This window comes from Delftia sp. DS1230 (assembly GCF_040112715.1).
Taxonomy (GTDB): domain Bacteria; phylum Pseudomonadota; class Gammaproteobacteria; order Burkholderiales; family Burkholderiaceae_C; genus Comamonas; species Comamonas tsuruhatensis.
Window position 1 is genome coordinate 1971790 of record NZ_CP157763.1, and the last position, 19872, is coordinate 1991661.

General features: G+C 65.9%; 19 protein-coding genes. 10 read left to right on the forward strand and 9 right to left on the reverse strand.

Translation table 11 applies throughout. The features are described 5' to 3' along the window. Positions 1-57 precede the first annotated feature (57 nt). Together AAN986_RS08830 and AAN986_RS08835 are read right to left on the reverse strand one after the other, a co-directional pair. Positions 58-1491 carry an aldehyde dehydrogenase family protein gene (locus AAN986_RS08830; RefSeq protein WP_047218958.1) on the reverse strand — a complete coding sequence of 478 codons (1434 nt, stop codon included), beginning with the start codon at positions 1489-1491 and terminating at the stop codon, positions 58-60. A 104-nt stretch (positions 1492-1595) separates the two neighbouring features. Next, positions 1596-2432 carry a Crp/Fnr family transcriptional regulator gene (locus AAN986_RS08835; RefSeq protein ID WP_047218959.1) on the reverse strand — a complete coding sequence of 279 codons (837 nt, stop codon included), beginning with the start codon at positions 2430-2432 and terminating at the stop codon, positions 1596-1598. Positions 2433-2494: 62 nt separating this feature from the next. On the opposite strand from AAN986_RS08835, the gene AAN986_RS08840 reads away from it, so the two are divergent. From AAN986_RS08840 to AAN986_RS08855, 4 genes are all read left to right on the forward strand, one after another. Beyond that, on the forward strand, positions 2495-3037 hold the full coding sequence (locus tag AAN986_RS08840; RefSeq protein WP_012206679.1) for an Mpo1-like protein: 543 nt from the start codon (positions 2495-2497) through the stop codon (positions 3035-3037). Between the two features lie 153 nt (positions 3038-3190). Further along, positions 3191-3718, forward strand: coding sequence for an inorganic diphosphatase (gene ppa, locus AAN986_RS08845; RefSeq protein WP_013801496.1), 528 nt, complete (start codon positions 3191-3193; stop codon positions 3716-3718). A gap of 180 nt (positions 3719-3898) precedes the next feature. Next, positions 3899-5668 carry a methyl-accepting chemotaxis protein gene (locus AAN986_RS08850; protein WP_203400591.1) on the forward strand — a complete coding sequence of 590 codons (1770 nt, stop codon included), beginning with the start codon at positions 3899-3901 and terminating at the stop codon, positions 5666-5668. 500 nt (positions 5669-6168) lie between these two features. Beyond that, a complete protein-coding gene (locus tag AAN986_RS08855; protein ID WP_082138087.1) occupies positions 6169-7995 on the forward strand; it encodes a methyl-accepting chemotaxis protein in 1827 nt (608 codons plus the stop codon). A gap of 3 nt (positions 7996-7998) precedes the next feature. On the opposite strand, the gene AAN986_RS08860 is transcribed toward AAN986_RS08855, so the two are convergent. Then, complete coding sequence (locus tag AAN986_RS08860; RefSeq protein ID WP_047218371.1) at positions 7999-9225, reverse strand: GNAT family N-acetyltransferase; 1227 nt, start codon at positions 9223-9225, stop codon at positions 7999-8001. A gap of 86 nt (positions 9226-9311) precedes the next feature. On the opposite strand from AAN986_RS08860, the gene AAN986_RS08865 reads away from it, so the two are divergent. Both AAN986_RS08865 and AAN986_RS08870 read left to right on the forward strand, forming a co-directional pair. After that, entirely contained in the window at positions 9312-10961 is a 1650-nt protein-coding gene (locus AAN986_RS08865; RefSeq protein ID WP_016447422.1) for an NAD+ synthase, read from the forward strand. A 71-nt stretch (positions 10962-11032) separates the two neighbouring features. Continuing rightward, positions 11033-11371 (forward strand): P-II family nitrogen regulator, encoded by a 339-nt coding sequence (locus AAN986_RS08870; RefSeq protein WP_012206673.1) that lies wholly within the window; start codon positions 11033-11035, stop codon positions 11369-11371. Positions 11372-11459: 88 nt separating this feature from the next. Here the strand turns inward: AAN986_RS08870 and AAN986_RS08875 are convergent, their stop codons facing one another. The 6 genes from AAN986_RS08875 to AAN986_RS08900 are packed head-to-tail and all read right to left on the reverse strand — an operon-like array spanning position 11460 to position 14966. Continuing rightward, positions 11460-12053 carry a TIGR00730 family Rossman fold protein gene (locus AAN986_RS08875; protein ID WP_016447421.1) on the reverse strand — a complete coding sequence of 198 codons (594 nt, stop codon included), beginning with the start codon at positions 12051-12053 and terminating at the stop codon, positions 11460-11462. After that, positions 12050-12463 carry a diacylglycerol kinase gene (locus AAN986_RS08880; protein WP_047218372.1) on the reverse strand — a complete coding sequence of 138 codons (414 nt, stop codon included), beginning with the start codon at positions 12461-12463 and terminating at the stop codon, positions 12050-12052. The genes AAN986_RS08875 and AAN986_RS08880 overlap by 4 nt, the downstream gene beginning before the upstream one ends. A gap of 38 nt (positions 12464-12501) precedes the next feature. Then, positions 12502-13044, reverse strand: coding sequence for an RDD family protein (locus AAN986_RS08885; protein WP_016447419.1), 543 nt, complete (start codon positions 13042-13044; stop codon positions 12502-12504). Between the two features lie 22 nt (positions 13045-13066). After that, positions 13067-13918 carry a DUF3106 domain-containing protein gene (locus tag AAN986_RS08890; protein WP_016451365.1) on the reverse strand — a complete coding sequence of 284 codons (852 nt, stop codon included), beginning with the start codon at positions 13916-13918 and terminating at the stop codon, positions 13067-13069. 20 nt (positions 13919-13938) lie between these two features. After that, on the reverse strand, positions 13939-14397 hold the full coding sequence (locus tag AAN986_RS08895; protein ID WP_047218373.1) for a DUF3619 family protein: 459 nt from the start codon (positions 14395-14397) through the stop codon (positions 13939-13941). Beyond that, positions 14394-14966, reverse strand: coding sequence for an RNA polymerase sigma factor (locus AAN986_RS08900; protein ID WP_016447416.1), 573 nt, complete (start codon positions 14964-14966; stop codon positions 14394-14396). Before AAN986_RS08900 ends, AAN986_RS08895 begins: the two co-directional genes overlap by 4 nt. Before the next feature lie 276 nt (positions 14967-15242). Between AAN986_RS08900 and AAN986_RS08905 the strand changes: the two genes are divergently transcribed. The 4 genes from AAN986_RS08905 (at position 15243) to pssA (ending at position 19804) form a co-directional block, all read left to right on the forward strand. Continuing rightward, on the forward strand, positions 15243-17024 hold the full coding sequence (locus tag AAN986_RS08905) for an acetolactate synthase 3 catalytic subunit (protein WP_016447415.1): 1782 nt from the start codon (positions 15243-15245) through the stop codon (positions 17022-17024). Between the two features lie 154 nt (positions 17025-17178). Beyond that, positions 17179-17670 carry an acetolactate synthase small subunit gene (gene ilvN, locus AAN986_RS08910; protein WP_012206665.1) on the forward strand — a complete coding sequence of 164 codons (492 nt, stop codon included), beginning with the start codon at positions 17179-17181 and terminating at the stop codon, positions 17668-17670. Between the two features lie 73 nt (positions 17671-17743). Further along, positions 17744-18760, forward strand: a complete 1017-nt coding sequence (gene ilvC / locus AAN986_RS08915; protein ID WP_016447414.1) for a ketol-acid reductoisomerase — start codon at positions 17744-17746, stop codon at positions 18758-18760. Between the two features lie 210 nt (positions 18761-18970). Next, entirely contained in the window at positions 18971-19804 is an 834-nt protein-coding gene (gene pssA / locus AAN986_RS08920) for a CDP-diacylglycerol--serine O-phosphatidyltransferase (RefSeq protein ID WP_012206663.1), read from the forward strand. Positions 19805-19872 lie beyond the last annotated feature (68 nt).

Below are 19872 nucleotides of genomic sequence, written 5' to 3' on the forward strand. Positions count from 1 at the left end.
TGTCGCGGGCTGCCGGCTGGCGCCGGGCATCCCGCGATTTTCCGTCATGCGCAACGATCAGCCATGCCGTATGGCGACGGTCTTCAGCGTGGTAAAGCCGTAGAGCGCCTCGAAGCCCTTTTCGCGGCCATGGCCGCTGGACTTGACGCCGCCGAAGGGCAGCTCCACGCCGCCACCCGCCCCGTAGTTGTTGACGAAGACCTGGCCGCAGCGCAGGCGCCGCGCCAGACGCAGCTGGCGCGCGCCGTCGCGCGTCCACAGGCCGGCCACCAGGCCGTAGGCCGTGCCGTTGGCCAGTTGCACGGCATGGTCCTCGTCATGGAAGGGCATGGCGCAGAGCACGGGGCCGAAAATCTCTTCCTGCGCCAGCCGGTGCTCGGGCGGCACGTCGCGCAGCAGGGTGGGCGCCTGGTAAAAGCCGCTGTCTGGGGCATCCTCGACGATCTGGCCCTGCGCCACCACGGCAATGCCTGCCACCTGGGCGTCGGACAGGAAATCCCAGACGCGCTGCTGCTGGCTGGCGCGGATCAGCGGCCCCAGGTCCAGGTCCATGGCAGCCGGGCCCACGCGCAGCGCCTCGAAGGCCTGGCCCAGGCGTTCGAGCAGCGGCTCGTAGATCAGCGAGTCGATCAGCACGCGCGAACCTGCCGAGCAGGTCTGGCCCGCGTTCTGCACGATGGCGTTGACGATGGCGGGCACGGCGGCATCAAGGTCCGCGTCTGCAAACACGATCTGCGGGCTCTTGCCGCCCAGCTCCAGCGTGACGGGGCAGTGGCGCTCGGCCGCCGCCTGCTGGATCAGCGTGCCCACGCCGGGGCTGCCCGTGAAGCTCAGGTGGTCTACGCCGGGATGGCGCGCCAGGGCCTCGCCCACCTCGTGACCCAGGCCGGTGACCACGTTGAAGGCGCCGGCTGGAAAGCCTGCCTCGGTGGCCAGCCGCGCCACGCGCAGCACGGACAGGCAGGCGTCTTCCGAGGGCTTGACCACACAGGTATTGCCCGCGGCCAGCGCCGCGCCCACGCTGCGGCCCAGGATCTGCATGGGATAGTTCCAGGGGACGATATGACCGGTCACGCCGTGGGGCTCGCGCCAGGTCAGGGCGCTGTAGCCCTGCTGGTAGGGCAGGGTCTCACCGTGCAGCTTGTCGCAGGCGCCGGCATAGAACTCGAAGTAGCGCGCAAGCGCCAGCACGTCGGCACGGGCCTGGCGCGTGGGCTTGCCGCAGTCGCGCTGCTCAATGGCCGTGAGCTCATCGGCATGCTGGAGCACGCTGCCCGACAGGCGCATCAGCAGGCGCCCGCGCTCTGCGGCAGAAAGCTTGCTCCAGACGCTGTCCTGGCACTCGCGCGCCGAACGCACGGCCAGGTCGATGTCCTGGGGCGAGCCGCGCTGCAGCTCGTCGAAAGCCTGCCCGTCCGACGGGTCCAGCACGGGGATCGTGCGTCCCGACTCCGTGGGCACGGACGCATTGCCGATGTAGTGGTATTGCATGGAGCCCGATTGTGGGGTGCCCGCGCCGCTTGTCCAGTCCCGGGCGTTGCTGCGTCCCCTCGATCGCCTTGGTGGCTCCAGAAGCTTCAGTGGCTTCAGTGGCTTCAGTCCTCGGGCCAGCCCGCGTCGCGCAGGCCCTGCCGGTCCAGCACCTCCATCTTGCCGCGCCGCAGTTGCAGGCAACCGGCCTGCTGCAGCTCCTGCAGGATCTGGTTGGTCGTCTGGCGCGACAGGCCCAGCATGCGCGCCAGCTGTTCCTGGGAAACATCCAGCTCGCGGCGCCAGCGCTGGCGGCCCTGGCCGTCCGGCTGCCACTGGTCAAAGCCTTCGGCCATGCGCACCAGACGCCGCGCCAGGCGCTGCGGCGCAGGCAGCAGCGTGTGCTCCTCCAGCGCCATCAGGCACACGCGCAGCTTGTCGGTCAGCAGCAAGGCCAGCACCTGCCAGTGTTCGGGATGGGCCGCCAGCCATGCCTGCAGTGGGGCCTGGGGCACGTGCAGCACGGTGCAGGCCGTGGCTGCCTGGGCATCGTGGGTGCGCTCGGCTCCATCGAACAGCGCGATTTCCCCCAGCCACATGGGAGGCTCCACCAGGGTCAGCAGCGCCGTGCGGGCCTGCTCGCCGCAGGCGGCCGTTCCCGAGATGCTGAGCGCACCACGCGCCACCGCATAGAGGCCGCAGGGCGGGTCGCCGCGCCGGAACAGCCAGTCGCCTGCCGCCAGCGTGCGGGGCTGGGCCAGTGCCTTGAGCTGTGCGCCCAGCTCCGGCGGCAGGGCGTGGAACCAGCGGCCCGCCTCGATGGTGGCCCAGAGATCGGCCATGCCCGGCGGGCCGGCCGCAGCACGGCGCCGTACGCCGCGCGGGGTGGCGTGGGCTGCCGGAGGTGCCGGAGCGGGTGCGGGTAAGCCCGAGGTGTGCGATGAGGCTTGTGTCGGATCCATGACAGACGCCAATCCTTGATGACACCACCATGGTTGCGCAACATCCACCGCAGGTGCAGCCTATGAAAACCCTCATCGACCAACTGTCCCAGTACGCGGACTATCACCGTGATCCACGCAACATCCTCACGCACTTCGTCGGCGTGCCGCTGATCATGTGGGCGGTGGTGATTTTGCTGGCCCGCCTGCAGTGGGCTGCCCCCTTGGGCGACGGCCTGCCCGAGCTGCCATTGAGCCTGGCCCTACTGGCGGCACTGGCGGCAGGCATCTACTACTGTCTGCTGGACCTGCGCTACGGCATCGCCATGGCCCTGGTGCTTGCCCTGATGCTGGCACTGGCCCAGCCCATCGCCATGCTGCCGATGGGGGCTTGGCTGGGCTGGGGCCTGGGCATCTTCGCCGTGGGCTGGGTGATCCAGTTCGTGGGCCATTACTACGAGGGCCGCAAGCCGGCTTTCCTGGATGACATCGTGGGCCTGGTCATCGGGCCGCTGTTCGTGCTGGCCGAGCTGGGCTTTGCCCTGGGCCTGCGCCGCGAAGTGCAGCATGCGGTGGAGCAGCGCAGCGGTCCCGTGCAGCGGCGCGCGGGCGGCGCACACGCCTGAAAACGGCCCGGGCGCTGCAAGCTTGGCGCAGGCTTGCCGCCGTAGCATGGCAGGCGTTCCTGCGGAGCCATCCGTGGGGGCGTGTGCCTGCGCCTAAAATCACGCTGCTATCCCCCTGCGGGGGCTTTTTTGTTTCAACTCTCCTCATCCATCATGTCTTTCGACAAAGTCACACCGGGCAAGAACGCTCCTGAATCCTTCAACGTCGTGATCGAGATCTCGGCCAACTCCGATCCCATCAAGTACGAAGTGGACAAGGAAAGCGGCGCCGTCTTCGTGGACCGCTTCATGGGCACGGCCATGCACTACCCGGCCAACTACGGCTATGTGCCCCAGACGCTGTCCGGCGACGGCGATCCGGTGGACGTGCTGGTGATGACGCCCTTCCCGCTGCCCCCGGGCGTGGTCGTGGCCTGCCGCCCCATCGGCATCCTGCTCATGGAAGACGAGTCCGGCGTGGATGGCAAGGTCCTGGCCGTGCCCACGCAAAAGCTGCTGCCCGCCTACGACAAGATCAACACGCTGGAAGACATCCACGAGATCACCCTCAAGCAGATCCAGCATTTCTTCGAGCACTACAAGGACCTGGAAAAGGGCAAGTGGGTCAAGGTTCTGGGCTGGAAGGGCGTGGACGAGGCCAAGAAGGAAGTCGTGGACGGCATCGCCAACTACAAGGGCTGATCCCTTTCACTCCCGTCGAGGGAGTCTCAACTGCGCTGAGGTAAATGCCCGCTTCGCAGTTGATACAATTTGAAACGCACCCGGTGCCTAGGCGCCGGGTGCGTTTTTTGTTTTGTCATGGATCAGGGTTTGGACAGATCAATCAGGCGCTGATGGGGACATCGGCCCGGGAGCGAGCAAATGAAGGTGGCAGATTGGCGCATGGGCACGAAGCTGGGCATGGGATTCCTCATCATGGTCCTGTTCTCGGCAGTTCTGGGGGCGGTAGCCTGGTTGCAACTGGCGCAGATGCACCGCAACGCATTGCATTTGTCGGATGTGGCCCTGCCCAGCATGTTCCATGCGGGCGCCATGCGATCCGAATACAACCGCCTGCGCCGCCACGAGGCCGGCATTGCCTCCGCGCGCAGCCTGGCCGAGGTCGATGGCTTTGCCAAGCAGGTGCAGGACCGGCTGCAGACCATTGGCGAGCATGAGACGGCCCTGCGTTCGCTGATCGACCAGCAGGCCTTGCGCGCGGCCTTCGACGACTACCTCGGCTTCAAGCAACAGTTCCTGGCCATGCATGCGCGATTGCTGGAGCGTGCGCGCGCCGGCAACTATTCCACCACCGAGGAGCAGGCCTTCATGGCCGACGAGATGGGGTTGATGTTCGCCGGCGAGTCCGAGGCGCAGTTCGGCAAGCTGGCCGAAAGCGCCGGCCGCCTGCTGACCCTGCAGCGCGAGGCGGGCGAGCAGGCGCGGCAGCAGGCGCAGGCAGGCTTTGACCTGGCCCGCATCTGGGTGCTGGGCACGCTGGCCGCGGTGGTGGCGATTGCGGCCCTGGTGGGCTGGGCCATCACGCGTGCGGTCACCGGCCCGGTGGCCCAGGCCGTGGCCGTGGCGCGCAATGTGGCGGCCGGCCATCTGGAAAAGCCGGTCACCAGCCGGCGCCGGGATGAAATGGGCCAGCTCATCAACGCACAGGAGGACATGCGCCGCAAGCTCGCCGAGCTGGTGGGCGATGTGCGCGGCAATGCGCACGGCGTGGCGCTGGCCGCTGGCGAGATCGCCCAGGGCAATGCGGACCTGTCGGCGCGCACCGAAAGCCAGGCCAGTGCTCTGGAAGAAACCGCAGCCTCCATGGAGCAGCTGGGCGCCACCGTGCGCCAGAACGCGGACAACGCGCGCCAGGCCAACCAGATGGCTGCCTCCGCCTCGGGCATTGCCGCGCGTGGCGGCGAGGTTGTGGCCCAGGTGGTGGACACCATGAAGGGCATCAACGACAGCAGCCGCCAGATCGCCGACATCATCGGCGTGATCGACGGCATTGCCTTCCAGACCAATATCCTGGCGCTGAACGCCGCCGTGGAGGCGGCCCGCGCTGGCGAGCAGGGCCGGGGCTTTGCCGTGGTGGCCGGCGAGGTGCGCACGCTGGCCCAGCGCAGTGCCGAGGCGGCCAAGGAGATCAAGGCCTTGATCCAGGCCAGCGAGCAGCGTGTGGAGCAGGGCACGCAGCTGGTGGACAAGGCCGGCGAGACCATGTCCGAAATCGTCGCCGCCATCCGGCGCGTGACCGACATCATGGGCGAGATCAGCGCCGCCAGCAGCGAGCAGAGCGCGGGCGTGGCCCAGGTGGGCGATGCCATCACGCAAATGGACCAGGCCACCCAGCAGAACGCCGCCCTGGTCGAGCAAAGTGCGGCCGCTGCCCAGTCGCTGCAGCAGCAGGCGCGGGCCATGGTGGCATCGGTATCGGTGTTTCGCACGGCGCCGGGAGACTCGACAGCGGTCCCCGAGGTGGCTGAGACCGCCAAGGCGGCCGTGGCGGTGCCGCGCGCAACGGCGGCCGCCCCTTTGGCATCACCGCCGGTCCTGGCGCCCATCGCAGCCCGGCCAGCGAAAACTGCCACGCCAGCCCAGGTCAGCAGGACCGCGACCGCCGACGACGAGGAGTGGGCCGCGTTCTGAGGCCTTGCCCGCAGCTGTGCCCCATCCTCTGGCGGCCCCATGCCCTGCATGGGGCCGCTTTCTTTTTGCGTGCTGCGTTGAGCTTGCGCACGCCGGGTGGCAGGAGGCTGTGGCGCAAATCCTCCAGTGAAGGTTTCTGCCTACTGCAAGTACCTGAACTTGTCCTGAACAATGCTTGGATACTGGCAGAATGTAAATAGATGTAGTCCTATTCTTACAGATTGAGGAACGGCCGCTCCTGGCCTCGTTCGCTCGGAACGAAGGGATATCCCATGATTACCTTGTTCTCATGGCCGCCTGGCCTGGCGGCCATCGGCCATCCAGCAGACCGCGCTCCCGCGGGGTCCCGTCCTCCCCCTCTCCAAGCCTTGCCTGCCAGCTGCCATCGGCCGGTGCGGCTGGCCTGTTTCTGCAAGGTTCGCGCCGGGCCTGGCTGATAGCCTGCCCATGGCGCGAGACAGAGCAAGACGCAACAAGATGACGGGACCTCTACAAGAGAGATGAATGTGAAAAACCTCAAGATTTCAACGCGCATGCTGGGCACCTTCGGCCTGCTGGTGGTGCTGCTGCTGGCCGTGGTGGCCGCGGCCCTGGTGCAACTGCGCTCCATGCGCACCAGCATGGAAGTCATCACCGGCAATGCCATGCCCAGCGTGGAAGTGATCAACCAGATAGGCACCGATGTCGTGCGTACCCGCTTGCTGGAGGTGCGCCACGTCAACAATGATGATGTCGCCTACAAGACCGATTCGGAAAAGCAGCTGGAGCAACTGCAGCGCCGCCTGGCCGAGCGCAAGAAGGCCTACGAGCCGCTGCTGTCTTCCGACGAAGAGCGAAGGCTCTACGCCCAACTGCTCCAGGAACGCGAGCGCTACCAGCAACTGAGCCAGCAGGTGCTGGCGCTGTCACGCCAGGGCGAAAAGGAAAAGGCCCAGGCCGTGCTGGGCGGCGAGTCGCTGAAGCTCTACAACGATTCGTCGAACACGCTGGATCTGCTGGTCAAGCTCAACAGCGATGCGGCCGTGCAGGAAAGCCGCAATGCCGAGGCTGTGTACGGGCGCTCGGTCGTCGTCCTCAGCGTGGCGGCGCTGGCCGCCGTGCTGCTGGCCGTGCTGGCCGGGCTGTGGCTGACGCGCTCCATCCGCACGCCGCTGGCCCATGCGGTCGATGCCGCAGACCGCGTGGCCAATGGCGATCTGGGCGGGACCATTCACATCGACCGCCATGACGAAACCGGCCTGCTGCTGGGCGCGCTGCAGCGCATGCAGTCCAGCCTGGTGCAGACCGTGCGCAGCGTGCGCCAGAACGCCGAAGGCGTGGCCTCGGCCAGTGCGCAGATTGCCTCCGGCAATGCCGACCTGTCCAGCCGCACGGAGGAGCAGGCCAGCGCGCTGGAGCAGACGGCTGCATCCATGGAAGAGCTGGGCTCCACCGTGCGCCAGAACGCCGACAACGCACGCCAGGCCAATCAGCTGGCGCTCAATGCATCGAGCGTTGCGCGCCGCGGCGGCGACGTGGTGGCCGAGGCCGTGGAAACCATGAAGGGCATCAATGACAGCAGCCGGCGCATCGGCGACATCATCGGCGTGATCGACGGCATTGCCTTTCAGACCAACATCCTCGCGCTCAATGCCGCGGTGGAGGCTGCGCGTGCCGGTGAGCAGGGCCGGGGCTTTGCCGTGGTCGCGGGCGAGGTGCGATCGCTGGCGCAGCGCAGCGCCGAGGCGGCCAAGGAAATCAAGGCGCTGATCACGGCCAGCGTGGAGCGTGTGGAGCAGGGCTCGCAACTGGTGGACCGCGCAGGCACGACCATGACCGAAGTGGTGGCTGCCATCGGCCAGGTCACCGACATCATGGGCGAGATCAGCGCGGCCAGTACCGAGCAGAGCTCCGGCGTCGCCCAGGTCAGCGAAGCCGTCACGCAAATGGACCAGACCACGCAGCAAAACGCTGCCCTGGTCGAGGAAAGCGCGGCCGCCGCTGCCTCGCTGCGCAAGCAGGCGCAGGACCTGGTCGAGGCCGTGGCCGTGTTCCAGCTGCCGCGCGGTGCCATGGACAGCCATGCGCATGTGCCCAACAGGATGGTGGCGCAGGCCAGCGCCGCGCCACGCGCCGCAGCGCAGCCTGTCCGGCCGGCCCCGCCGGCCAGCCCCGCACGGCCTGCGGCCTTGGGGGGCGGCGGTGCTGCAGCGGGTGGCGAGACACTGGCCCGCCGGCTTGAGCGCGATGCCACGCCTCCCATCCAGCCACGCCCTGGGCCCGCAGCAACAGGCAAGCCGGCTCCGCGCCAGCCCGGTCAGGGCGATGACGACTGGGAAACCTTCTGAGCCTCAGTCCTGGCGCAGCGGGCTGTGGGCCTGCAGCTCCTGCAGATAGCCGGCCATGCCTTCGCCCTCGCGGTCCAGAAAGCGCGAGATGGCGTCGGCGAAGGACGGGTGGGCAATCCAGTGGGCGCTGGGCGTCACCACGGGCAGCAGCGCCCGCGCCATCTTGTGCTCGCCCTGGGCGCCTCCCTCGAAGTGCGCAATCCCGCGTTCTATGCACCAGGCGATAGGCTGGTAGTAGCAGGCCTCGAAATGCAGGCAGTCCACGCGCTCCAGCGCGCCCCAGTAGCGGCCGTAGGCCGTGCCCTGCGGGATGTGCGGGATCTGCGGCGTGTCGCGGTCGCAACTGCCGGCCGAAAGCCGTGCGGCTGCCGCATCGAGTGCGATCAGGCTGCAGGCCATGGGTTGGCCGTCGCGCTCGGCGACGAACATCAGCCAGTTCTCGGGCATCTGGTGCGCCATGGCCTCGAAGAAGGCCGGCTGGAGGTACGGGGCGTTGCCGTGTTCCAGATAGGTGCGTTCGTGGCAGCGATAGAAGAAGGCCCAGTCCTGGGCGCTCATGTCGGGGCCGTGCACTGCTCGAAAGCGCACGCCGGCCTCGTGCACCTTGCGCCGTTCCTGGCGAATCTTCTTGCGCTTTTCCTGGTTCAGCGTGGACAGAAAGTGGTCGAAGTCCCGGTGGCCTGCGCCCCCGGCGTTCTGGTTGCTCCAGTGGAACTGCACGGTGCTGCGCTGCATCCAGCCGTCGGCGTCGCAGGCTGCCAGATCCTCGGCATCGCTGAACAGCAAATGCAGGGAAGACAGCTGCTGCGCCTGGGCCCATTCGCGCACGGCGCGCACCAGGGCCGCACGCAGCAGCGGCGTGCGTGCCAGCAGCCGGCTGCCCGGCACAGGCGTGAAAGGCACGGCGAGCACGCCCTTGGGGTAGTAATCCAGCCCATGCTGGGCGTAGGCGCGCGCCCAGGCAAAGTCGAACACGTACTCGCCATAGGAATGCGCCTTGGCGTAGACCGGGCAGGCGGCGACCAGCTCGCCGCCCTGCCAGAGCGTGACCACGCGGGCGGCCCAGCCGGTTTGCGGCACGGCGCTGCCGCTGGATTCCAGCGCGCTCAGGTACTCGTGGCGCATGAAGGGGGTGGGCGCAGCCTGCGATGCCAGCAGCGCATTCCAGGCCTGGGCATCGAGCTGCTGCACGCTGTCCAGCACGCGGGTGATAATTGCGGTTTCAGCCATGCCATTCCTTGCAGGCCCGTGTGACGCGCGCTGCCGCCTTGCGCTGTGGGGTGGCCTTGTCGGCCCTGTTGGCTCCATTGCATTCCATGACGCTCTCCATCTGCACTGCCCAGCTCAACTTTGTCGTGGGCGATCTGCCCGGCAATGTCCAGAAAATCATTGCCGCAGCCCGTGAAGCTTATGCCACGGGAGCGCGCTTGCTGCTGACTCCCGAGCTTGCCCTGTGCGGCTATGCGGCCGAAGACCTCTATCTGCGTCCCGCCTTTCTGGACGCCTGCGATCAGGCCGTGCAGCAGCTGGCGCTGGAGACCGCGCAATGGCCGGGCCTGGCGCTGGTGCTGGGCCATCCCTGGCGCGACCCCGGCGCTGGTGGCGCGTTGCGCAATGCAGCCAGCGTGCTGCGCGACGGGCGCGTGGAATGCAGCTACGCCAAGCAATGCCTGCCCAACTACGGCGTGTTCGACGAGCAGCGCTACTTTGTGGCCGGCCAGTCGCCTTGCGTGGTCGAGGTCCAGGCAGTTCGCGTGGGCTTGCTGATCTGCGAGGACGCCTGGCATCCCGGGCCGGCAAGCGCGGCTGCCGCGGCGGGTGCGCAATTGCTGGCCGTGATCAATGCTTCACCCTTTCATGAGGGCAAGCAGGCCGAACGTGAAGCCACGCTGGCTGCACGTGCGCGTGAGACCGGCCTGCCCCTGGTCTACGCACATCTGGTCGGTGGCCAGGATGAAATTGTCTTCGATGGCAGCTCTTTTGCCGTGCACGCCGACGGCAGCATTGCCGCACGCGCGGCGGCCTTTGCCGAGGCGCTGCCGTTGGTGGAAGTGCGTGCCGGCGCGCAGGAACTGACGCTGGCCGCCGATGTGCAGCCACCGGTGGAGCACCTGCCGGCGCTGTGGTCCGCCCTGGTGCTGGCCGTGCGCGACTACGTGGGCAAGAACCGTTTCCCCGGCGCGCTGCTGGGCCTGTCGGGCGGGATTGACTCTGCGCTGGTGCTGGCGATTGCGGTCGATGCGCTGGGCGCGGACAAGGTGCACACGGTGATGATGCCTTCGCCCTATACGGCGGACATCAGCTGGATCGATGCGCGCGACATGGCCGAGCGTGTGGGCGTGCGCTATGACGAAATCTCCATCGCGCCCCAGTTCGAGGCCTTCAAGGCCGCCCTGGCTCCGGCCTTCGCGGGCCGCCCCGAGGACACGACCGAAGAGAACCTGCAGGCCCGCATCCGCGGCACCTTGCTGATGGGCCTGTCCAACAAGTTCGGCTCCGTGGTGCTGACCACCGGCAACAAGAGCGAGATGTCCACCGGCTACTGCACGCTCTATGGCGACATGGCCGGCGGCTTTGCCGTGATCAAGGACGTGCTCAAGACCGAGGTTTTTGCGCTGGCGCGCTGGCGCAATGCCAACGATCCGTTCGGCACGGGGCTGGACCCCATTCCGGATCGCATCATCACGCGCCCGCCCAGCGCCGAACTGCGCCCGGACCAGAAAGACCAGGACAGCCTGCCCGCTTATGAGGTGCTCGACGCCATCGTGCGCCGATACATGGAAAATAACGAAAGCATCGCCTCCATCGTGGCCGACGGATATGCCGGCGCCGATGTGGAGCGAGTGACGCGCCTCATCCAGATCAACGAATACAAACGCCGCCAGGCGCCCGTGGGGCCGCGGCTGACGCGCCGCAGCTTCGGCAAGGACTGGCGCTACCCGATCACCAACCGCTTTCGCGCTTGAAGCACCTGAGGCGGCGGGGTTTCCTGGCCAGCCGTCTTGCCCCGTATTGCATGCACTGAGGAGTTCACCCCATGAAAATGATCACCGCCATCATCAAGCCGTTCAAGCTGGAAGAGGTCCGCGAGGCACTGGCCGACTGCGGCGTCAACGGCCTGACCGTCACCGAGGTCAAGGGCTTTGGTCGCCAGAAGGGCCATACCGAGCTCTACCGTGGCGCCGAGTACGTGGTGGACTTCCTGCCCAAGGTGAAGATCGAGGTGGTGGTCCGCACGGAAGACGTGGACCGCTGCGTGGATGCCATCGTCAACGTGGCCCGCACGGGCAAGATCGGTGACGGGAAGATCTTCGTCACCGCCGTGGAGCGCGTGGTGCGCATCCGTACTGGCGAACTCGACGACGGAGCCATCTGAACCCGGCAGCAGTGCAGGGCGCACGCGGCGCCCTGGGCTCGACATCCGGATTCCAGCGGCCACCCCTGAACGGGTGGCCGTTTCCGTTTCAGATTACGGCGCGCAAGGGGGCCGTTTCCAGGCCCGTGCCGGCGTTCTGCACCAGGGATTGCAGCAGTGCGGGGATGTCGCTGCCGCTTTCTATCAGTCCCATCTGCCACTCGCCCATGAAGCCATGGCCCACGCAGGTCTGCAGGAACTGCAGCATGCTGTCGTAGTAGCCGTCCACATTGAGCAGGCCGATGGGCTTGTCGTGGTAGCGCAGCTGGCGCCAGGTCCAGACCTCGAACAATTCCTCGAAGGTGCCTATGCCGCCGGGCAGGGCGACGAAGGCATCGCTGCGCTCGGCCATCATGGCCTTGCGCTCGTGCATGGTCTGGACGATGTGCAGTTCGTCGCAGGCATGGTTGGCCAGCTCCTTGTCCACCAGCGCCTGCGGGATTACTCCCACGACGCGGCCACCGGCCTGCCGCGTGGCCTCGGCCACCTCGCCCATCAGGCCGCTGCGCCCGCCGCCGTAGACCAACTGGCCGCCGTGCTCGCCAATCCAGCGGCCGGTGGCGCGGGCGGCCTCGATGAAACCGGGCTGGTCGCCGGGGCGCGAGCCGCAATACACACAAATGGAAAACGTGGGATTTGTCATGCAATGAACCGTTGATAGAGAGCCGCCAGCCAGACGCCCGTGCACAGCAGCAGCGCCAGCAGCACGGCGGCGCTGCCCATGTCCTTGGCTTGCTTGGACAGGGCGTGCCATTCGGGGCCTATGCGATCGACCACGGCCTCGATGCCGCTGTTGAGCAATTCCACGATCAGCACCAGCAAGACCGTGCTCGCCAGCAGCGAGACCTCGATCCAGCTGCGTCCCAGCCAGAAAGCGGCAGGGATCAGCACGATGGCGGCCAGCGCTTCCTGGCGGAAGGCTTTCTCATTCCATCCGGCACGAAGGCCGGACAGCGAATAACCCGCAGCGTGCCAGACACGGTTCAGGCCCGTGCGGCTTTTCTGGGGATTGACAGGCGTGCTGTCGTTGGACTTGGGTGAAGCGGCGGGCATGCTGGGGAGTGTAGGAGATGCGATGCTGCCTTTGCCGCTCAGCGTTTTTTCCTGGGCGGCGGGGCCTGGTGGATCAGCTGTGTGCCGGCCCAGGCGTCATGCCAGAACTGGCGGCGCGGATGAAGGCGGCTGAGCAGGGCCCAGAGTGCCACCCACAGCACCAGCAGCACCAAGGTGGTCAAGGCCGGCACGCCGGTGGAGTAGGCCGCCAGCGGTGGCAGCAGCCAGATCCAGCTCAGCACATAGCGCCGCAGGGCGCGCAGCTGGCTGACGGGCTGGCCTGCAGCATCCACCAGGCGGATGTGCCAGGTCTTCATGGCCAATGTCTGCCCCTTGGACCAGAACCAGACGAAATAGATGCCCAGCACCACGAACATGAAGGCCTGCAGCGCATGGCGGTTGTCCATGGCGTTGCGCGTCTGAGACAAGGTGCCAAACAGATATCCGGCGATGAAGACCACGCCGAACAGCAGCATGCCCTCATATAGCCAGCAGGCCATGCGCCGGGCCAGGCGCGGGGCCATCCGTGGATCGGCGGCGGAGCCGGCTGCCGTGGAGGCGGGGGAGGTGGCGTTCGTCATGCGGGCGTGTCGGGGCGCTGCATCAATGCGAAGGGGCTGCTTCGCCGTGCGAGGGCTGTGGGGTGGCCTCGGCGCCGTCATGCAGTTCCATGGGCGGCAAGGGCATGGGTGTGGCCGAAGGCACTTCCACCGGGGCTGTCTCCACCAGCGCAGGCGGGCGCACGGGATGGGTTTCCACGGCCGAAGGCGGCGCGACCGGTGGAACCGGAGGCGGCGGATTGTAGATGGTGGCTGGTGGAATTTTGGGGGGATTCGGAATGGTGGCCGGTGCCACCGAGGCCGCAGGAATCCGCGCCAGACGCTTGGGCGCCACGGGCTGTATGGCGTTGGCGGCGCCCTTGACCTTGGGCGCGGCGCGTGCAGCCAGAAGGCGTTTTTCTTCGTCGCTGAGCGCCTGGTAGGCCTCCCACTGGGCTCGCTTGTCCGTGGCAAGGCGGTTGGTCAGGGCGAAATTCAGGCGGGCCTGGCTGCGCTGCTGGGCGCTGAGGCTGGACCAGGTCTGCATGCGGTCGCGCAGCTTTTCCTGCTCCTTTTCGCTGAGCTTGTCCCAGCCTTCGGCCAATGCCATCCAGCGGCGCTTTTGCAGCGCGTCCATCATGGACCAGCGCTCGGAAAGGGGCTCGAGCACCCTGCTTTGCGCAGGCGTCAGCTCGGCCCAGCGTGGGCCGGAGGCCAGGGCCGTGGCGCGCTGGCGCGTGGCTGCGTCGCCATGCAGGGTCTTGGAGGCCGCAATGGTGGCCGGCGACACCGTGCTGGGCGCCAGCCGCACCTGTTGCACGACGCGCCAGCCGGTCCAGGCCAGCGCCATCAACAGCACCGCCGCCAGGATGGCGGCGGGTGATCGGTGGAACGCAGCGCGTGAATCAGTGGGCATGCAGGCAGGCAAGGCGGGTATCAGCGTTCCGTGTTGGTGGCCGAAGTCTTCAGGTACTGGATGAAACCGGGGTCGGCATAGGCGGCAGGGGGCAGGTCATCGGTCAGCAGGGCCGTATCGACCTCGGCAACCTCGGTCAGGCCAATCTGATCGGTCTGCACGTTGACGACCACCAGGCCAATGATGAGGGCCAGCACCGGCACGGCCGAGATCAGCGCGCGCCACCAGGTGCCGCCTTCGTCGCCAGAGCCCAGCGTCATGGTGGCACCCTGAGCCTGGGTTGCGCTGGCAGCCTGCACGGGCGCAGCGCGCAGTTCGCGCCGGCGAACGGACAGGGCGCGCTCGCGCCCAGCGCGCAGCCGCTCGGTGATGTCGTATGGCAGCAACGCCTCGCCGTCACCCAGGCGCGCGGTGATCCGGCGTGCGATGCGGTCGGCCGCCATTTCGCTGTGGAGAGTGAGAGTGGGCGCAGTCTTCATAGCTCGATTCCTTTGGCCTTCAGTGCCTTGCTCAATGTCTGGATGGCGCGGAAACAATGTGTTTTTACACTTCCTTCGGAACACCCCATCGCGGCAGCGGTCTCCGCAACGTCCATCTCTTCCCAATAACGCATCAGGAATGCTTCGCGTTGACGCGCCGGCAGCTCCTGTATCTCTTTTTCAATGCTTTGCAAAATCTGCGCCCGCTCGGTCAGATCCTCGGCGCTGCGGGCGGTTTCGCCGTTCTGTGCGGAGTCGGCGTAGGTCTCGAGCCAGTCGAAGTCCGCATCGTCGCCGGCCGAGGCCTCCAGATCGCTCATGCGGGTGAAGAGGGCGTTCTGCGTCTTTTGCCTGCGAAACCAGTCCAGGGTGCTGTTGGACAGGATGCGCTGGAAGAGCATGGGCAGCTCGGTGATGGGCTTGTCGCCATAGTGCTGCGCCAGCTTGAGCATGCTGTCCTGCACGATGTCCAGCGCCGCCTCCTCGTCCCGGACGTGGAAAAAGCTGCGCTTGAAGGCACGCTTTTCTACGCTTTTGAGGAAGTCGGATAGTTCTTGCTCGGTTGCCAAAAGGAACGCAGGCCCGGATGAGGGGCTCGTTGAGGGGGGCTGAACGGACGCGGGACCCGATTATCGCACCGCAGTGTCAATTTTTTTCGCACGATGGCGCACAGGCTTGTTGCAGTGCGATAATGTCGGCTGCAATTCAAAAAGGCAAACGGTTCACGGTCCGGCGTTTACTCACTCGCCCATGTCTGTTGGTCCTAAGTCCCGCACCGGCCTCACAAGGGCTTCAGGCAAGGGGCACCCAAGGTTTTTCGTTAGAGAAATTCACAAAGGTTGATCATGGAAATTTCCAAAGCCGAGTACTCCAGCGCGGCAGCAGCGGCGTCGCAGTCCCATGCATCCCAGGAGCTGATGGGCTCCGAGATCCTCGTCAAGTCCCTGCAGGCCGAAGGCGTCAAGCAGCTTTGGGGCTATCCGGGCGGTGCGGTCCTGTACATCTACGACGCCCTCTACAAGCAAGACACCATTCAGCATGTGCTGGTGCGCCACGAGCAGGCGGCTGTGCATGCGGCAGACGGCTTTGCCCGTGCCACGGGTGAAGTCGGCGTGGCCCTGGTAACCTCGGGTCCCGGCCTGACCAACGCCGTCACCGGCATTGCCACCGCCTACACCGATTCCATTCCCCTGGTCGTGATCAGCGGCCAGACCTCGACGGCCTACATCGGCACCGATGCATTCCAGGAGTGCGACACCGTCGGCATCACCCGCCCCATCGTCAAGCACAACTTCCTGGTCAAGGATGTGCGCGAGCTGGCGGACACCATGAAGAAGGCCTTCCACATCGCGCGCACCGGCCGCCCCGGCCCCGTGGTGGTGGACATCCCCAAGGATGTGTCCTTCAAGAAGGCTCTCTACACCGGTTACCCCGAAAAGGTGGAGATGCGCTCCTACAACCCGGTGCGCAAGGGCCATGCCGGCCAGATCCGCAAGGCGCTGCAGTTGCTGCTCGCTGCCAAGCGTCCCTATATCTACACGGGTGGCGGCGTGCTGCTGGGCAATGCCTGCAACGAGCTGCGCACCCTGGTGGACATGCTGGGCTACCCGGTCACGCATACGCTGCTGGGCCTGGGTGCCTATCCGGCCAGCGACCGCAAGTTCCTCGGCATGCTGGGCATGCACGGCACCATCGAAGCCAACAACGCCATGCAGAACTGCGATGTGCTGCTGGCCGTGGGTGCGCGCTTCGACGACCGGGTGATCGGCAACCCCAAGCATTTCATGTCGGTGGAGCGCAAGATCATCCATATCGACATCGATCCCTCCTCCATCTCCAAGCGCGTGAAGGTGGACGTGCCCATCGTCGGCGACGTCAAGGAAGTGCTGACCGAGCTGATCTCCATGATCCGCGAGGCCAGCGCCCGTCCCGACGCTGCGGCCCTGGGCCAGTGGTGGGAGACCATCGAAGGCTGGCGCAGCCGCGACTGCCTGCAGTACAGCCGTGGCGACGGCTCGGTCATCAAGCCGCAGTACGTGGTGGAGACGCTGTGGAACATGACCCGCGACGCAGATGCCTACATCACGTCCGACGTGGGCCAGCACCAGATGTGGGCCGCGCAGTACTACCGCTTCGACGAGCCGCGCCGCTGGATCAACTCCGGCGGCCTGGGCACCATGGGCGTGGGCCTGCCCTACGCCATGGGCATCAAGCTGGCCAAGCCTGAATCCGAGGTGTTCTGCATCACGGGCGAAGGCTCCATCCAGATGAACATCCAGGAGCTGGCCACCTGCCTGCAGTACAACACGCCGGTCAAGGTGGTGTCGCTGAACAACCGCTACCTGGGCATGGTGCGCCAGTGGCAGGAGATCGAGTACTCGGGCCGCTATAGCAGCAGCTACATGGACTCGCTGCCCAACTTCGTGAAGCTGGCCGAGGCCTATGGCCACGTGGGCATGCTGATCGAGCGCCCCGAGGACGTGGAGCCCGCCCTGCGCGAGGCCCGCAAGCTCAAGGATCGGACGGTGTTCATGGACTTCCGCACCGATCCCACCGAGAATGTGTTCCCCATGGTGCAGGCCGGCCGTGGGATCACCGAGATGCTGCTGGGAGCTGACGACCTCTGAGCGAGCCCTTGGCCGGGTTCGCCAGGGCCTGTTCCTGCCGCATCTTCTTCAGTAGCCGCCCTCAAGGCGGCAACCCCTTGACGAATCTATTGCCTGCCAAGCCCGACGTTTACCGGCGCCGGGGGAGGGCAGCGAAAAGAGGAATCTTTCTTTCATGAAACACATCATTGCCGTGCTGCTCGAAAACGAGCCGGGAGCCTTGTCGCGCGTGGTGGGCCTGTTCTCGGCCCGCGGCTACAACATCGAATCGCTGACCGTGGCTCCCACGGAAGACGCATCGCTGTCGCGCATGACCATTCAGACGAATGGCTCCGAAGACGTGATCGAGCAGATCACCAAGCACCTGAACCGCCTGATCGAGGTCGTCAAGGTCGTGGACCTGACGGAAGGCTCCTATACCGAGCGCGAGCTCATGATGGTCAAGGTCCGCGCCGTGGGCAAGGAACGCGAGGAGATGAAGCGCATGGCCGACATCTTCCGCGGCCGCATCATCGACGTGACCGAAAAGAGCTACACGGTCGAGCTGACCGGCGACCAATCCAAGAACGACGCCTTCCTGCAGGCGCTGGACCGCACGGCCATTCTGGAAACCGTGCGTACCGGCTCCTGCGGCATCGGCCGCGGCGAACGCATCCTGCGCGTTTGATGCGCTGCAACGCACCTGAAACCTGTCCCCTTCCCCTTTCAACCCCTACACACACACGAAGCCTGGAGCCAACATGAAAGTTTTCTACGACAAGGACTGTGACCTGAGCCTGATCAAGGGCAAGACCGTTGCCATCATCGGCTACGGCAGCCAGGGCCACGCACACGCTCAAAACCTGAACGAAAGCGGCGTGAAGGTCGTGGTCGGCCTGCGCAAGGGCGGCGCTTCCTGGGACAAGGTCGCCAAGGCAGGCCTGACCGTCGCTGAAGTCGACGACGCCGTGAAGGCCGCCGATCTGGTCATGATCCTGCTGCCGGATGAGAACATCCCCGAGGTCTACACCAACAACGTGGCCCCCAACATCAAGCAAGGCGCCACGCTGGCCTTTGCCCACGGCTTCAACATCCACTACAACCAGGTTGTGCCGCGCGCCGATCTGGACGTGATCATGGTCGCCCCCAAGGGCCCTGGCCACACCGTGCGCTCCGAATACCTCAAGGGCGGCGGCGTGCCTTCGCTGATCGCCGTGTACCAGGACAAGTCCGGCAAGGCCCGTGACCTGGCCCTGTCCTATGCCATGGCCAACGGTGGCGGCAAGGGCGGCATCATCGAAACCAACTTCAAGGAAGAAACCGAGACCGACCTGTTCGGCGAGCAGGCCGTTCTGTGCGGCGGCGCGGTGGAACTGGTGAAGATGGGCTTCGAGACCCTGACCGAAGCCGGCTACGCTCCCGAAATGGCCTACTTCGAGTGCCTGCATGAGCTCAAGCTCATCGTGGACCTGATGTACGAAGGCGGCATCGCCAACATGAACTACTCGATCTCGAACAACGCCGAATACGGCGAGTACGTGACGGGTACAGAAGTCATCAACGACAAGTCGCGTGAAGCCATGCGTGCTGCCCTCAAGCGCATCCAGACCGGCGAATACGCCAAGATGTTCATCCAGGAAGGCCGCACCAACTACCCGAGCATGACGGCCCGCCGCCGCATGAACGCCGAACACGCCATCGAAAAGGTGGGCGGTCAGCTGCGCGCCATGATGCCCTGGATCTCCAAGAACAAGCTGGTTGACCAGAGCCGCAACTGAGATTGCTGCATTCCATCTTGCATGGGTCGCGCATGCGGCCTACGCAAGGTGCAGGACAAGGCCACCCCGACGGGTGGCCTTTTTCGTGCAGAGAAGGGGGGCAGCGCGCAGGTACACTGACCCTTTCGGGGCGGCACTGTCCGCTCCCTTAGAATACTATCGTTTTAATAGCTGCTCACGCTTGCGTGCGCTGTGCTGGAGGCCGGATTGATGCAAAACCACAATGAGTCCAACGAAATCGAAGGCGTGGTGGTGCGCAAGCGCCGCAAGGGTATCTACATCCTGCCCAACCTGTTCACGCTGGCTGCGCTGTTCGGTGGCTTCTACGCCATCGTGATGGCCATGAATGGCCGCTTTGAACTGGCTGCCGCAGGCGTGTTCTGCGCCATGGTGCTGGACAGTCTTGACGGCCGCGTGGCACGCATGACCAATACGCAAAGCGCCTTTGGCGAACAGATGGACTCGCTGTCGGACATGGTGTCCTTCGGGGCCGCTCCCGCCTTGATCGCCTATGAGTGGGCGCTCAAGGGCATTGGCCGCTGGGGCTGGATTGCAGCCTTCGTCTATTGCGCCTGCGCTGCGCTGCGGCTGGCGCGCTTCAACGTCAACACCGGCACCGTGGACAAGCGCTGGTTCCAGGGCCTGCCTTCGCCCGCCGCTGCAGCGCTGGTCACCGGCTTCATCTGGCTGCTGGACGAGGCGGGCCTGCTGCGCGGCCAGGATGCCTGGCTGAGCTGGACGCAGATCACCTGGATCATGTTCTTCCTGACGCTGTACGCGGGCCTGACCATGGTCACCAACGTGCCTTTCTACAGCTTCAAGGACGTGCATTTCAAGAAGAGCGTGCCCTTTGCGGCCATCGTGCTGATCGCCCTGGGCATCGCCATCATCAATATCCATCCGCCCATCGTGCTGTTCGGCGTGTTCCTGCTCTACGGTTTCTCGGGCTACGGCGTCTATGCATGGCGCAAGGCCAAGGGCCAGCGCACCAGCGTCATCAGCACCTCGACCGATGAGCCTGAAGAGCGCGGCCTGCACAAATGATGCGCCGCAGCATCTTCACAGCGCCTGAGAACCTGTGCTAAAGTGACCCGCATGCAATACCTGTCGCT